This window comes from Sphingobacterium sp. G1-14 (genome assembly GCF_002196555.1).
GTDB classification, from domain to species: domain Bacteria; phylum Bacteroidota; class Bacteroidia; order Sphingobacteriales; family Sphingobacteriaceae; genus Sphingobacterium; species Sphingobacterium siyangense.
Genome location: NZ_CP021381.1, coordinates 3426620 through 3442398, shown reverse-complemented (window position 1 = coordinate 3442398; position 15779 = coordinate 3426620). Strand labels below are relative to the sequence as shown.

8 protein-coding genes are annotated in these 15779 nt (G+C 40.4%); 5 read left to right on the top strand and 3 right to left on the bottom strand.

Annotated features, from left to right (window positions below; translation table 11 throughout):
• Nucleotides 1–281: 281 nt before the first annotated feature.
• The 3 genes from CBM24_RS14555 to CBM24_RS14545 all read left to right on the top strand — a co-directional run bounded on the left by CBM24_RS14555 (nt 282) and on the right by CBM24_RS14545 (nt 6406).
• Complete coding sequence (locus CBM24_RS14555) at nt 282–3044, top strand: bifunctional aconitate hydratase 2/2-methylisocitrate dehydratase (RefSeq protein WP_075992853.1); 2763 nt, start codon at nt 282–284, stop codon at nt 3042–3044.
• A gap of 50 nt (nt 3045–3094) precedes the next feature.
• On the top strand, nt 3095–5359 hold the full coding sequence (locus tag CBM24_RS14550; RefSeq protein ID WP_088161750.1) for an aconitate hydratase: 2265 nt from the start codon (nt 3095–3097) through the stop codon (nt 5357–5359).
• 174 nt (nt 5360–5533) lie between these two features.
• Complete coding sequence (locus tag CBM24_RS14545) at nt 5534–6406, top strand: hypothetical protein (RefSeq protein WP_046672928.1); 873 nt, start codon at nt 5534–5536, stop codon at nt 6404–6406.
• Nucleotides 6407–6499: 93 nt separating this feature from the next.
• Here CBM24_RS14545 and CBM24_RS14540 read toward each other — a convergent pair whose 3' ends face one another.
• A complete protein-coding gene (locus tag CBM24_RS14540) occupies nt 6500–7336 on the bottom strand; it encodes an MBL fold metallo-hydrolase (protein WP_088161749.1) in 837 nt (278 codons plus the stop codon).
• A 473-nt stretch (nt 7337–7809) separates the two neighbouring features.
• On the opposite strand from CBM24_RS14540, the gene pckA reads away from it, so the two are divergent.
• Complete coding sequence (pckA, locus tag CBM24_RS14535; RefSeq protein WP_075994830.1) at nt 7810–9429, top strand: phosphoenolpyruvate carboxykinase (ATP); 1620 nt, start codon at nt 7810–7812, stop codon at nt 9427–9429.
• An 82-nt stretch (nt 9430–9511) separates the two neighbouring features.
• Here the strand turns inward: pckA and ppk2 are convergent, their stop codons facing one another.
• Nucleotides 9512–10321: a polyphosphate kinase 2 gene (gene ppk2, locus CBM24_RS14530; RefSeq protein ID WP_075992850.1), complete on the bottom strand. Its 810-nt coding sequence runs from the start codon at nt 10319–10321 to the stop codon at nt 9512–9514.
• A 555-nt stretch (nt 10322–10876) separates the two neighbouring features.
• Between ppk2 and CBM24_RS14525 the strand changes: the two genes are divergently transcribed.
• Nucleotides 10877–11992: an MFS transporter gene (locus CBM24_RS14525; protein WP_088161748.1), complete on the top strand. Its 1116-nt coding sequence runs from the start codon at nt 10877–10879 to the stop codon at nt 11990–11992.
• A 197-nt stretch (nt 11993–12189) separates the two neighbouring features.
• Here the strand turns inward: CBM24_RS14525 and smc are convergent, their stop codons facing one another.
• Nucleotides 12190–15732, bottom strand: a complete 3543-nt coding sequence (gene smc / locus CBM24_RS14520; protein ID WP_088161747.1) for a chromosome segregation protein SMC — start codon at nt 15730–15732, stop codon at nt 12190–12192.
• Nucleotides 15733–15779: the final 47 nt, after the last annotated feature.

The window sequence follows — 15779 nt, the reverse complement described above, 5'->3', positions numbered from 1 at the left end:
GATGGCAGGATTGCATAAATGCTGTTTAGAACAATTCCAAATTGATTTAAATAAATGGAATGCATGCGTTTAAAGTTGGATTTTCACTATTTTTGTAATTAGTCATACAAGTTGATTTACGACAAATAGATCAGCTTCAAAACATGAAGTGGAAGGGCTAATTTGTGATTTGTCAGGGAGGACCCGATAGATGGCGTATTAGCTTAATTATATTACAGACATGGTAGCATAGAAAGACAATGTGTTTTTAGGCTGCCCATAAAATAGAAAGATAGATATCTATGAGTATTTACAACGATTACGTACAAGAGGTTGTAGAACGAGAAGGCCAAGGATTACATCCTAAGCCTATTGACGGAGCAGAATTACTAAGTGAGGTAATTGCTCAGATTAAAGATTTAAACAATGAAAATAGAGCTGAATCTTTAAGATTGTTTATTTACAACACGTTGCCGGGTACTACGCCTGCAGCGGGTGTTAAAGCGCAATTTCTGAAGGAAATTGTTTTGGGTGAATCAGTTGTTGCTGAAATTACACCTGATTTCGCTTTTGAATTGTTGTCACATATGAAGGGTGGTCCTTCAATCAAGGTTTTATTGGACCTGGCTTTGGGTACAGACCTAGCTATTGCAAAACAGGCAGCTGAGGTTCTTAAAACACAAGTTTTCCTATATGACGCGGATACCGCTCGTTTGAAAGAAGCTTTTGAACAAGGCAATGAGGTTGCAAAAGATATTTTAGAAAGCTACGCAAAAGCAGAGTTTTTTACAAAACTGCCTGAGGTTGCTGAGGAAATTCAGGTGATTACTTTTATCGCTGGTGAGGGTGATATCTCGACAGATTTATTGTCGCCAGGTAACCAGGCGCACTCGCGTTCAGATCGTGAACTACATGGAAAATGTATGATCACACCTGAAGCACAGCAACAGATCGTTGCCTTACAGGCGCAACACCCTGGTAAAAGTGTCATGTTAATTGCTGAGAAAGGAACAATGGGTGTGGGGTCATCTCGTATGTCGGGTGTCAACAACGTTGCATTATGGACGGGTAAACAAGCGAGTCCTTATGTTCCTTTTGTGAACATCGCACCAATTGTAGGCGGTACAAATGGTATCTCACCTATTTTCTTGACCACAGTGGATGTGACCGGAGGTATCGGTATAGACCTTAAAAACTGGGTGAAGAAAGTGGATGAAAATGGCAACGTAATCCGTAACGAGAAAAATGAGCCAATCCTTGAAGAAGCTTATTCTGTCGCTACAGGTACTGTCTTAACAATCAATACTAAGACTAAAAAATTATATAATGGCGAGCAGGAGCTGATCGATATTTCCAAAGCTTTGACTCCACAAAAAATGGAATTTATCAAAGCGGGTGGTTCTTATGCTATTGTCTTTGGTAAAAAAATCCAAACTTTTGCAGCGGAAACGTTAGGCATTCAAGCGCCGACAGTGTTTGCTCCATCAAAAGAAATCACGATTGAAGGACAAGGGTTGACTGCTGTAGAGAAAATTTTTAATAAAAATGCGGTTGGTGTAGCTCCAGGTAAAGTGTTACATGCCGGTTCTGACGTTCGCGTTAAAGTAAATATTGTTGGTTCTCAGGATACAACAGGTTTGATGACAGCGCAAGAGCTTGAAGCAATGGCTGCGACTGTAATTGCACCTACTGTAGACGGCGCTTATCAATCGGGTTGTCATACGGCATCGGTTTGGGATAAAAAAGCACAAGCGAATATTCCAAAACTAATGAAATTTATGAATGACTTTGGATTGATCACAGCTCGTGACCCTCAAGGTGTATATCATTCGATGACAGACGTTATTCATAAGGTATTAAATGATATTACAATTGATGAATGGGCGATCATTATCGGAGGTGATTCACATACCCGTATGTCTAAAGGTGTTGCTTTTGGTGCTGACTCTGGTACGGTGGCGCTAGCTTTAGCGACAGGTGAAGCTTCTATGCCAATCCCAGAATCGGTAAAAGTTACATTTAAAGGCAGTATGAAAGAACACATGGATTTCCGTGATGTGGTTCATGCTACACAAGCACAGATGCTGCAGCAATTTGCTGGCGAGAACGTTTTCCAAGGCAGAATTATTGAAGTTCATATCGGAACGCTTTTAGCCGATCAGGCATTTACTTTTACTGACTGGACTGCAGAAATGAAGGCGAAAGCTTCTATTTGTATTTCACAGGATAATACATTGATCGAATCATTGGAGATCGCTAAAAACCGTATCCAGATTATGATCGATAAAGGCATGGAAAACAAAAACAATGTTTTGCAAGGCTTAATTGACAAGGCGAATAAACGTATTGAGGAAATTAAATCTGGCGCTAAGCCTGCTTTAACTCCAGATACCAATGCAAAATATTATGCTGAGGTTGTTATTGATCTGGATATCATCGAAGAACCAATGATTGCTGACCCGGATGTGAATAATGCAGATGTTTCCAAACGTTATACACACGATACAATTCGCGACCTTTCGTACTACGGTGGCAACAAAAAGGTAGACTTAGGTTTCGTCGGTTCTTGTATGGTTCACAAAGACGATTTGAAAATCGTATCGAAGATGTTGAAAAACATCGAACAGCAAAAAGGTGTTGTTACGTTTGAAGCTCCTTTGGTCGTTGCAGCGCCAACGTACAATATCATTGATGAGCTGAAAGCTGAAGGCGATTGGGAATTCTTACAAAAATACTCTGGATTTGAATTTAGCGATGCTTTACCAAAAAGTACTGCACGTACTGAATACGAGAATATTATGTACTTGGAACGCCCTGGTTGTAACCTTTGTATGGGTAACCAGGAAAAAGCAGCTAAAGGTGACACGGTAATGGCTACTTCAACACGCTTATTCCAAGGACGTGTGGTTGAAGACAGGGATGGTAAAAAAGGGGAGTCTTTATTAGCATCAACTCCAGTTGTTGTTCTTTCAGCAATCTTGGGCCGTATTCCGAATATCGAAGAATATAAAGCTGCTGTGGAAGGCATTAACTTAACAAAGTTTGCGCCTATTCCAACAAAATAATGAGTGATTAGGGTTTAGTAACTTAATTAAACAACATAAATTAGAGAGATATGGCTTTTGATATAGATATGATTAAAAAGGTCTATAGCCAATATGACGAGCGCATTGCTGCGGCTCGTCAAGTGGTTAACAAACCTTTGACTTTATCTGAGAAAATTTTGTATGCCCACCTTTGGGATGGCAATGCTACTGAAGATTACAAACGTGGCGTTTCTTACGTCGACTTTGCTCCAGATCGCGTTGCTATGCAGGATGCAACTGCACAGATGGCATTATTGCAATTTATGCAAGCTGGTCGTCCAAAGGTAGCAGTTCCTTCTACTGTACACTGTGATCACTTGATTCAGGCGAAAGAAGGAGCAGACAAAGATTTAGCACGAGCTAAAAACGAAAGCTCTGAAGTATTTAACTTTTTGAGTTCTGTGTCCAATAAGTATGGTATCGGTTTCTGGAAACCCGGAGCAGGTATTATTCACCAGGTTGTTTTGGAAAACTATGCTTTTCCAGGCGGTATGATGATCGGAACAGACTCGCATACGGTGAACGCCGGCGGTTTAGGTATGGTTGCGATCGGTGTGGGTGGAGCTGATGCTTGTGATGTTATGGCAGGTTTGCCTTGGGAGCTTAAATTTCCTAAGCTGATCGGTGTAAAATTGACGGGTAAGCTCAGCGGATGGGCTGCAGCAAAAGACGTGATCTTGAAAGTTGCAGGTATCTTGACTGTAAAAGGCGGGACAGGTGCTATCGTTGAGTATTTTGGCGAAGGTGCGGAGTCTTTATCTTGTACAGGAAAAGGAACAATCTGTAACATGGGCGCTGAAATTGGTGCGACAACCTCAACTTTTGGGTACGACGAATCCATGGAGCGTTATTTACGTGCTACCGGTCGTGCCGAAGTGGCGGATGCGGCAAATGTGATTAAAGAGCACTTGACAGCGGATGCCGAAGTTTATGCTAATCCTGAGCAGTATTTTGATCAGTTAATAGAAATCAATCTATCTGAGCTGGAGCCTTCTCTAAATGGTCCTTTTACGCCAGATTTGTATACACCAGTTTCACGCATGCGCGAAGAAGCTGAAAAGAATGGCTGGCCATTGCAAGTGGAATGGGGATTGATCGGTTCGTGTACAAACTCTTCTTATGAAGATTTATCCCGTGCTGCCTCCATTGCAAAACAAGCAGTTGATAAAGGATTGATTACAAAAGCTGAATTTGGTATTAATCCAGGGTCAGAGCAAGTACGTTTTACGGCTGATCGTGATGGATTGCTGAAAACTTTTGAAGACCTCAATGCGACAATTTTTACCAATGCATGTGGTCCTTGTATCGGTATGTGGGATCGTGTAGGTGCCGATAAACAAGAGAAAAATACAATCGTTCATTCTTTCAATCGTAACTTTGCAAAACGTGCAGATGGCAATCCAAATACTTATGCATTTGTTGCATCGCCAGAATTGGTAGCTGCAATCGCGATTTCCGGTGATTTGGGTTTCAATCCGGTAACTGATACCTTGATAAACAATAAAGGTGAACAAGTGAAGCTAGATCCGCCTGTAGGGGATGAGTTGCCAACGAAAGGCTTTGCGGTAGATGATCCTGGATATCAAGCACCTGCGGCTGATGGTAGTTCGGTGGTGGTTGATGTAGCTCCTACTTCTGATCGTCTTCAACTGTTGGAGCCTTTTGCGCCATGGGAAGGTACGGATTTGAAAGGGTTGAAATTATTGATTAAGGCAAAAGGTAAATGTACTACTGACCATATTTCAATGGCTGGTCCTTGGTTAAAATACCGTGGTCACTTAGATAATATTTCAAACAATATGTTGATTGGCGCTTTGAATTTCTTCAATGAGAAGACTGATAGCGTTAAAAATCAACTCACAGGCGAATATGGTCCTGTTCCTGCAACACAGCGGGACTATAAAGCACACGGTATTGGTTCAATTGTAGTCGGTGATGAAAACTACGGTGAAGGTTCTTCCCGCGAGCATGCTGCGATGGAACCTCGTCATTTGGGTGTTCGTGCTGTTTTAGTTAAATCTTTCGCACGTATTCACGAAACGAACTTGAAAAAACAAGGTATGTTGGGATTAACTTTTGCAAACAAAGACGATTATAACAAGATTCAGGAAAATGATACCATTGGTATTCTCGGCTTGACAACATTTGCACCAGGTAAACCTTTAACACTTGTATTACATCATGCAGACGGAACGCAAGAAGAGATTTTGGCGAACCATACCTACAATGCGCAACAAATTGAATGGTTTAAAGCTGGTGGGGCTTTGAATATCATTCGTAAAAATCAAGGGTAACAATTCCTTGGAAATAAAATAAATGAAAAGCTGCTTTCCTGGAAGGCAGCTTTTTTTGTTTCTGGCGTGGAATGACATTTCTGTGATCTTCGTCATATTTTTCCAATTTCCATTGATTTTATTTGCTTATAAAATAGAATGCGGGTACTTTTGCCCAACGTTTTTAGCACCGATATGAGAAAAATATTTTTAACGATTGGAGCACTTGCATTAAGTGTTTCTGCCTTATTTGCCCAAGAAAATCCTGAGATAGGAAAAAGCATTTTCAAACCGAAAAATTTGAGAACAGAAAGTAACAAGGGCAAATTCTTCTTCTTTTGGGGGTACAACTTCTCTTCTTACGCAAAATCAGATATTCATTTTACGGGTCCTAATTATGACTTTATACTCCATGATGTAAAAGCGGGTGATAGGCCAACTAAATTTGGTTCGACGTATTTTGATCCAAGCCGGTTAACTATTCCACAATTTAATCTGCACTTTGGTTATTATATCAAAGATAATTATTCAATTTCATTGGGATGGGATCATATGAAATATGTGGTCGATATTCCGCAGCAGGTGAAAATTTCCGGTTTTATCGGTGAAGAAATTTCTAATCCTGGTATCCCGACGGGAAACCGCGCCGGTCAATATAACGGTGAATTGATTACTGTAGATTCTGCTATGCTGACATTTGAGCATACAGATGGTTATAACTTTGCCTCAGTAGGTCTGGAGCGTTATGATGACATCATCAATAATCGCAAAGGTCAACAGGTGCTGACAATGGAATCTGGTGTGGATGTAGGTCTATTGATTCCTCGTTCCGACGTGCATCTTTTTGGCGAAGGGGCCAACCACTTTTGGAACATTGCGGGTTATGGTGCTTCGGCAAAAGTTGGTTTGCACTACCGTTTTTATAAAGGACTCTATCTTCAGGGGAACTTCAAAACGGGCTGGACTGATTTAACAAACATTCGTACAACAGGAAGAAGAGGGGTAGATAAAGCATCCCAACAAATATGGTTTTTTGAGAATTATTGGGCTTTGGGCTTTAGATTCTAAACATATTCATGAAACAAAAAAAGGCTACTTTCAAAGTAGCCTTTTTTGTTTATCCTTTTTCATATCCTATTTGATCTTCTTTAAAAAGACCAGCTAAATCTCGCCTAGTTTGAAAATATCCTTTACCCGGATACCTTTTTCAGTACGTTGAAGTGTACAGCATTCATGTATGGGATCGTGTTCGAAAAATAAGATGTATTCATTATCGACGATCTCATTCCAATAGCTGTTGCGTTCCTCCATGGTCACGAGGGGTCTGACATCATAACCCATAACATAAGGAATGGGAATATGTCCCACCGAAGGCAATAGATCCGCCATATAGAGGATTGTTTTGCCCTTATACTGTATCTGTGGCAACATCATAGCTTCTGTATGGCCGTGTGCATAACGGATAGCGATATTGTTTCCAAAAGGATTCTGATGATCTTCGACAAATTTTAATTGTCCACTCCCCTGTATCGGTAAAATGTTCTCTTTTAAGAAAGAAGCTTTTTCGCGCGGGTTAGGATCGGTCGCCCAAGACCAATGGTCACTATTGCTCCAAAAATGAGCATTTTTAAAAGCCGGAACCAGCTGTTCACCTTCGCGCACTATAGCGCCGCCGCAATGGTCAAAGTGTAGGTGTGTAAGGATGACATCGGTGATATCGCTTCTGTCAAATCCAATATTTTTTAATGATTTATCCAGCGTTGCATCGCCGTGAAGATAATAATAGCTGAAGAATTTTTCATTTTGTTTGTCTCCCAGTCCTGTATCGACCAGCATTAATCGATTACTGTCCTCGATGAGGAGCAGGCGGTTTCCCCAGGTACACATATTGTTTGAGTCGGCCGGGTTTGTTTTGTTCCAGATACTCTTTGGAACAACACCAAACATTGCACCGCCATCGAGTTTAAAAAATCCCGTTTCTATAGCATGTAATTTCATTCGCAGATTATGTGTCGTTTAATGGTTATATAGCATATCCAGTTTATTTTAAGCACAAGCAACTATTTGTCAGATAGCATGAAAGCCACCCTGTGCTCTTCCGTGTTCGTGCTACAATTGTAGCTATTTCATCTCTTTATCTTTACTCATGTTAGTCCGTCGGCCTGGACATTGCTGCCACTTTCAAGGATCAATGGCTGATGGACGTTACATCTTCTGTTTTTTTACTTTATTAATATTTGTAAAGGTTGGAACAATTTACGAAAAATATGTGATATTTTTTGATAGTGATAAATTGATGTGCTAAAAAAATATGCTAAAAAGTTTAATTTTTTTTACTAGCGTAAGTTGTTGTTAATGAGTTGTTTGTTTTTGTGTTTTTTGTACAATAAGCTTGATTTTTAGATAATTAAGTTTTGTTTTTAGCGAAAAATGCCTTTAAATTTGGGCACATTTTAAAACAAACAAAAAATATGAAAAAGGGTAACATTGGAAACGCGCCTGATTTGAAATATTTAAAAATTGATAGTACAAAAAATGTATTTTATCAATTGCCTGTTTCTGAATTGGTCGAACATGCCTTAGCAAATCACGAAGGTCGGCTTTCTGATACGGGGGCACTCGCTGCTGATACGGGAAAATTTACTGGGAGATCGCCAAAAGATCGGTTTCTGGTCGAAGATTCTTTAACAAAAGATAGCGTTTGGTGGGGAGAGATCAATCAACGGATGTCTCCGGCTAATTTTGAAGCACTATTTTCGAAAGTAGCTGCTCACTTAAGTGATAAAATCATCTATGTAAGAGATTGTGCTGCCGGGGCTGATCCAGCTTATCAAATAGATTTGCGTGTTGTTACGGAGACAGCTTATCAAAGTATATTTGCCAATAACCTGTTTCTGCGTCCGGAACCAAATTTGGATGCTCAGCCTGCTTGGTCGATTTTAGCTGCCCCGACGCTGCTTATCGAAGAGCCGCATCAATATGGCATTATCAACGAAAATTTTGTTGCGATTGATTTTACAAAAAAGATAGTACTGATTGCAGGGACCGGTTATACAGGGGAGATTAAAAAGAGTATTTTTTCAATATTGAACTTTATTTTGCCATTCCAGCATAATGTGCTTTCTATGCACTGTTCGGCGAATACTTCGAAAGAAGGGGAGACTGCTTTGTTTTTTGGACTTTCGGGTACAGGGAAGACGACCTTGTCAGCTGATAGAAATAGAAAGTTGATCGGTGATGACGAGCATGGATGGAGCGAAAAGGGAATATTCAATTTCGAAGGTGGCTGCTATGCCAAATGTGTAGGTTTATCGGAGGACAAAGAGCCTGAGATTTTTCACGCAATTCGTTTTGGGTCTCTGCTTGAAAATGTTGTTTTGGATGAATTTGATCGACCTGATTACAACGATATTAGCAAGACGGAAAATACCCGCGTATCCTATCCAATAGATTTCATGGAAAATGCCGAAATGAGCGGTATTGGTCGTGAACCTGAAAATATTTTTTTCCTGACGGCAGATGCTTTTGGTGTACTTCCTCCCATTTCATTGTTGACCATCGATCAGGCAGTATATCATTTCGTTAGTGGTTATACAGCAAAGGTCGCGGGTACAGAGGTAGGGGTAAAGGAGCCTACAGCAGCATTTTCAACCTGTTTTGGACAGGCATTTTTGCCGCTTCATCCTTCAAAATATGCGGCTTTGCTGCGTTCAAAACTAGAGCAAAATCGCAATATCAAAGTTTGGTTAGTGAACACGGGCTGGATTGCCGGTCCTTACGGAATAGGCAGACGTATTAAGCTAAATTATACGCGATCGCTAATTCGAGCAGCAATAGATGGTTCACTGCTGGAGTCTCACTTCAACAAGCACAATATTTTTGGACTGGAGTATCCAACGAGCTGTGGAGAGCATGTTCCTGCACAAATTTTAGATGCGCGAGGCTTATGGAACAATGACGAGGCTTATGACATGCAGGCAAAACGCCTGGCGAAGCTGTTTATTTCGAATTTTGAAAAATTCAATAATGAGATGCCACCCTCGGTGCACGCAGCAGGACCTAAAATAGAAACTACGGTTCTGGTGTCCTAATTCGTTCTGCCATTATAACAAACAGGAGGAAATACTTTTCCTCCTGTTTGTTATAATTGTACCTTTCCTAATCGACGGACCTTTAATCGTGTTTTGTGACGAAAGAATCTATTTTTTCCTGTTCACTTCCAACAAGAGCATTGATAATAAGTTTGAAGGACGCCAGGCGAGCCTTTTTCTTATTATCTTTCGCGATTTCTAGCCAAGGCGATTTTTTTGTACTTGTCTTTTTAAATAAATCCTCAATATAGCCCGTATATACATCCCATTTCTCCTGTGCCTGCTGGTCTAGCACACCGATTTTCCATTGTTTTAGGATATCTTCTTTTCGCTCTTTTAACCTTTCGGCTTGCTCTTCTTTGCTGACGTTCAGGAATAATTTGATAAGGATGATGCCATCGTCGATTAACTGCTTCTCAAATTCAGGGACCTGGTTCATAAACAGCTCATGTTGCTCCTTGGAGCAAAATCCAAATACAGGTTCAACAACAGCTCTGTTATACCAGCTACGGTCAAAAATCACAATTTCGCCGGCATTAGGGAGCTGTTTGATATATCGTTGAAAATACCATTGCCCGGCTTCCTCTTCGGTTGGTTTGGGCAATGCAACAACGCGTACCTTTTTGGGATTTAGATATTGGGTTATGCGGCCTATTGTACCACCTTTACCCGCAGCGTCCCTACCTTCAAAAATAATAAGGACCCGTTTTCCTTTTTCAATGATTTCATATTGAAGCTTTAAGAGCTTGACTTGAAGCTCGTAAAGTTCTTTCTCATAATCGTAAACATCATTGAATTTTTTTATTTCCAGAATGCCATGTTGTTCCAGATAGTTTAAAACATCTTTGTTTTCGTGGATCTTCTGAAGTTCATTTAAATCGTACTCTGCCATATGATATTTATTTATATGTTCGTTTTCCTAAAGTTACTTATTGAATTGTTAAAAAATGTCAAATTTCACATAAATCCGTAAGAGCTGCGTAATAATAAGCTTATGGTTTACGTTTAATATTCAAAACAGCGAAAGAGGCTGTTTGTATAAATTAGACTTTTCATAAATTTAGGTTAATAATTGGTTAGGTTAGCTCGGAGTTCCCCACTTCGAGCTTTTTTTGTGAACAGGATCGGAGGATCCCTGACAAGAACACGAAAAATTATGGTTTTTGCCACGCTCAAATAGAGTTTAATATTAATCTCTTCTAAACGTTAAAAAATGTTAAATGACTATTCTTGTTATAATGAATTCAAAAATGTGGCGTTTTCATTACAAATACTTTTCATAAAATAGGTTAATATATGGCTAACGAAAGCTCAGAGTTCCCCACTCTGGGCTTTTTATTTTTCAGCTCCTTTTTTGACGTGCAGACTCTTTTTTTGACTTGAGTCAATGTTTAGCTTTTTGATCCGCGGCATATTTGCACTCGAAATATAGTTAAACAAAAATTTTATGAGTGTAATTTTAGAAAAAGGACAAACAATTGGCTTCTACAAAGCCATAATTCCCATTATTGTATCGGTATTTGGAGTCTATTTGACTATTGGAATTGCTTTGGGGCTGCTTCCGAAGTTTGTTGAGGGGAAATTAGGATACGACAGTTTTATTGTTGGTTTGGTCATTGGTTTGCAATCGCTCGCGACACTTCTTACACGCGCTTACTCGGGTAAAATTACCGATACGAAGGGGGCTAAGAAGAGCAAGATGTCGGGCGCTATTTTAGCTGTTTTAGCGGGATCAGCCTATGTTTTAGCTGTTTTTTTTCAATTTAGCAGCGGTACAGCGCTTGCATTGCTTCTTTTGGCCAGAGTAATGCATGGTATTGCAGAAAGTTTTCTGGTCACAGGAGCGCTTACTTGGGGGATCGGGTTGGTCGGACCGGCGCAGTCCGGAAAGGTGATGACCTGGAACGGTATTGCGATGTATGCTGGTATCGCTATCGGCGCCCCCCTAAGTATTTGGTTGGGACGAGTATCCGGAGACCTCTCCGCCTGTTTTCTTATGTTATTATTGCCAATGATGAGCTGGCTAGCCACGGTAAAACTGCCAGCCGTAGCCATTGATAAAGACCATATCCGTACACCGTTTTGTAAGGTGATAGGGGCGATTTCTGGACAAGGGCTTAGCCTGGCATTCTCTTCCATGGCATTTGGCTGTATTGCGTCCTTCATTGCCTTGTTCTTCAAGGCAATGAATTGGGGGGAGGCTTCATTGGCGTTTATGGTTTTTGGGACATGTTATGTGTTGACCAGAGTGTTCTTTGCATCATTTCCAGATAGATTTGGCGGTCTTAAAATAGCTTTGATATCATTGTTTATCGAAGTTCTGGGACAAGCGCTGATCTGGACTGCCACATCCAAAATGCTTGCAATAATAGGCTGCGGACTTACAGGTGTAGGGTTTTCCCTGGTATTCCCGGCTTTGGGTGTGCTAGCCATAAAAAAAGTTGCACCGCAGATGCGTGGTACATCACTTGGAGCTTATGTTGCGTTTGTGGATTTGTCGCTGGGACTGGCAGGACCATTGGCGGGAATGATCGCGGGCTCGTTTGGTTATCAGTCGGTCTAATTATTTGGGGGAATCAGCTGTCTGCTGTCTATCCTTATATTGATCTGCAACAGGAAATAAGCTTACGGAAATTCACAGCATGTTGCAGCAAAGAATTTCATTAAAGGCGAGAGGAAATTAAATTGATCTGTATAAATAAGACGGACCGGGTGTAGATCCCCTGAGTCCGTCTTATTTATTGTGTATTTCGTTGCTCACTAAGCAACTTCTCTTAGATCTACTGCAACTACACGGGATACACCTTGTTCAACCATAGTTACGCCATAGATGATGTCTGTACTTGCTATCGTTTTTTTATTGTGTGAGACCACGATAAATTGTGAATTCTTGGAAAAATCCCGGATAATATTATTGAATTTATCAATATTAGTATCATCCAACGGAGCGTCCACCTCATCGAATATACAAAAAGGTGCCGGTTTAGAAAGATAGAGTGAGAATAACAAGGCTGTTGAAGTCAAGGTCTTTTCACCACCCGAAAGCTGATTGATAGACAGCGGTCTTTTCCCTTTTGGTCTTGCAATAATGTCGATGTCTGAATCCAGCGGATTGCTTGGGTCTGTGAGCACCAGGTCGCAGCTGTCTTCTTCGTTAAATAGCGAACGGAATACCTTGACGAAATTATTCCTTACGGCATCGAATGTAAACATAAACTGAACTTGAGCGGTATCGTCAATTTCTTTTATTGTTGCCATCAATGAGCCTTTTGCTTCGATTAAATCAGCTTTCTCTTTGTTAATGAAATCATAGCGTTCATTCATCTCGTCAAAAGCCTCTTTTGCCATTAGATTGATCGTTCCAAATTCATCAAGCTGTTTCTTGAGTTTACTGCATTTGGTTGCCAATGTCGTCTGATCTTCTGTGATCTCAGGCACATCTTCACGGTCAATCAGGTCTTTCAGTTCAACGTTGAATTCAACAGAAAGACGTTCTTTCAAGGCATTGAGGTCGATCTGAAGACCCGTTTTTTTATCTTTGATCTCTGAAACAAGAAAGTCACTCTGTTCTTTTGAACGACGCTGCTGTGTCAGAGCATCTTCGAGGTTATTGATTTTCTGCTTATCTGCATAGTAGCCGTCTTCCAATTCTTTGAGACCATCTTCCAGGGCGATCTTCTGCTCATACATGGCAATAAGATCCTGATCTTCTTCATCTTCAAATGGAATGGTTGTTCTTAAAGCTTCCTGCACTTCAACTAATTCTGCACTGTTTCGCTCCACACGGATTTCGTGATCATCTTTCTGCGTCTCTCTAAATTCGAGATCTTTTGTGATATTGGAAACTTTGTTTAACTGTTGATGGTAAGCGATATTCTCTTGATTGTATGCGGTTGATTTTTCGTTAAGTACCTCAGATATTTCATGGAACTGATCTTGTAAAGTCGATAATTCGGCTATACTCTGTTCTTTTTCCAGACGGAGCTCCTGAAGCTGTGGCTCCGCAATTTTTAAATCCGATTCTATACCTTCAATTTTCTCCTGAATATCTTTTTTACGGGCCTGGGAGTTATTGATGAAGGCTTGGTATTGCTCTTGCTTTGTTTTGACGGTAATTAATTCATTATTCAGTCTATTGAGCTGAAAGCGCAGCTCATCTATTAACTCTTTCTGTGAATTGCCACGCAGTGCATCCAAACGAGCTGTTTCGGCCGTTATTTTATCTTCAAGTTTTGCTATTTCCTGATTTAAGGTTTTGATCTCTTGGGATAGCACTTCCAGATTTTTCGCTCTTCCGATACGTTTGCCCTCAAATAATCCCACTGAACCACCCGAAAGGCCTAAATGATGTTTCGAATAACGTCCATTTTTTTGTAGAATCACCTGTCCTAGAGCAGGTAGCTTTTCATCCAGCTCCTTTTCATTTTCATGTTTAAGGATGAAGACTTGCTGGAGCAGCATCGTACATAAAGCCTTGTACTTTTCGTCTACGTTAATCACATCTAACGCAGACATCAAATTGTCATTTGGTGCGGAGGCAGCGCTTGGGGAATCTACTATGGCATCTAAAACAAAGAAATTAGCTCTTCCTTTTGCTGCATCGCTCAATAGTTGGATAGCCTGAACGGCATCTTGTTGTGTTTCGACAACATAATGGTTCATAATAGGCTCTAGGTAGTTCTCAATAGCCACACGGTAATCTTCCTGACAGAAAAGGACATCTGATAGGAGTGGGGGCTGCTTTTTCCAGCCTGCATTTTTCTTGAGGAAGCGAATGGAATCGGGGAAACCTTCTAAATTATCAATAAGGGATTTCGTGAGGTTGTATTCGTTTTGTTTGGCATCTACCAGGCGGAGATCTTTGGCAAGCTGGGCCTTAAATTCCTCGAGGTTTGCCTGGCACTGATTAATCTGTCCTTGGAGCTCTTCTTCCTGCTGGTTTGCTGAATCGTACTGTAGCTGCTGTGCTTCTACACGGCCTTCCAATTCCATAACAGAGGAATTGAACTGCAGCAATTCGGCTTCTTTTGCTTCTGTATCTACACTATTGCGAACAGATTCTTGCAGAAGAGCTTCTTTCTGAATTGTGAATACCGCAAGATCTTTTTCTAATTTGTATATTTTTGCCTGTAATTCAGCATTGCTCTTATTAAAAATATCGAGCTTTCCCTTTGCAGATTGTTGCTGTCCTCTCAATTCGTCGACTTCGGTTTTATCCGATTCAAGATTTGTTTTTAACGAATCGAGTTTATTTTGCTCATCAAACAATTCTTCATTCAGTCGTTTGATGGTGTAGAGGACATGATTAAGCTGTTGTTTATCGCTGTTGATATCGAGGTTCAGTCGGTTTTCTTTATCTTGAAGATTTTTGACTTTTTCGTTTTTGATCTTCTTTTCCGATTCATAACCTCGGATTTTATTGACAAATTCCTGTGTTGTCTTTTGCTGTACCGAAAGGTTTTTTTCCTGTTCCAAATTTGTCTGGCGGAGTATTTGGAGTTCAGTTTCCGCGTTCAGAATATTTTGCTGTGCATTGACGGCATCTTTTTGAACCTTGGATTCTTGTGTCTGAAGTCTTTCTAATTCGGTCGAAAAATCAGCAATTCTATAATAAGCCAAATCTATACTGCTCTGGCGGTATTCTGCTTTAAGGGAGGTATATTTTTCAGCTTTTTTAGCTTGATTTTCTAATGATTTGAGATTCTTTGTGATTTCGTAAAGCAAGTCATCCACACGGGAAAGATCGGCTTCAGTATCTCTCAGCTTTGCTAAAGTTTGTTTTTTACGAACTTTATACTTCGAGATTCCGGATGCTTCTTCAAAGAGGTTGCGACGTGAATTATCTTTGTTGTTGATAATTTCATCAATCATTTTCAATTCGATGATCGAATAACTGTCGGCACCAACTCCGGTATCCAGGAACAGATCCGTGATATCTTTTAAACGACATTTGACATCATTCAATCGATATTCACTATCGCCGTTGCGAAACAGCTTACGGGTGACCGTCACTGTAGAGAATTCCGTTGGTAAAATATTATTGTTGTTGTTGAAGGTCAGCGAAACCTCTGCAAGGTTTGCCGGCTTTCTATTTTTCGTTCCATTGAAGATAATATTTTCCATTTTATCGGAGCGAAGCATCTTTGTACTTTGTTCCCCCAGTACCCAGCGTATGGCGTCGACCACATTGGACTTTCCGCATCCATTGGGACCGACAATCGCTGTGACACCATCATTGAAGTTGATCGTGATCTTGTCTCCGAAACTCTTAAATCCTTTAATTTCTAGTTTGGTTAACTGCATTTATACCAAATTTGTTTGTCGTTATAAGCTTGCGAAAATAGTAAAAT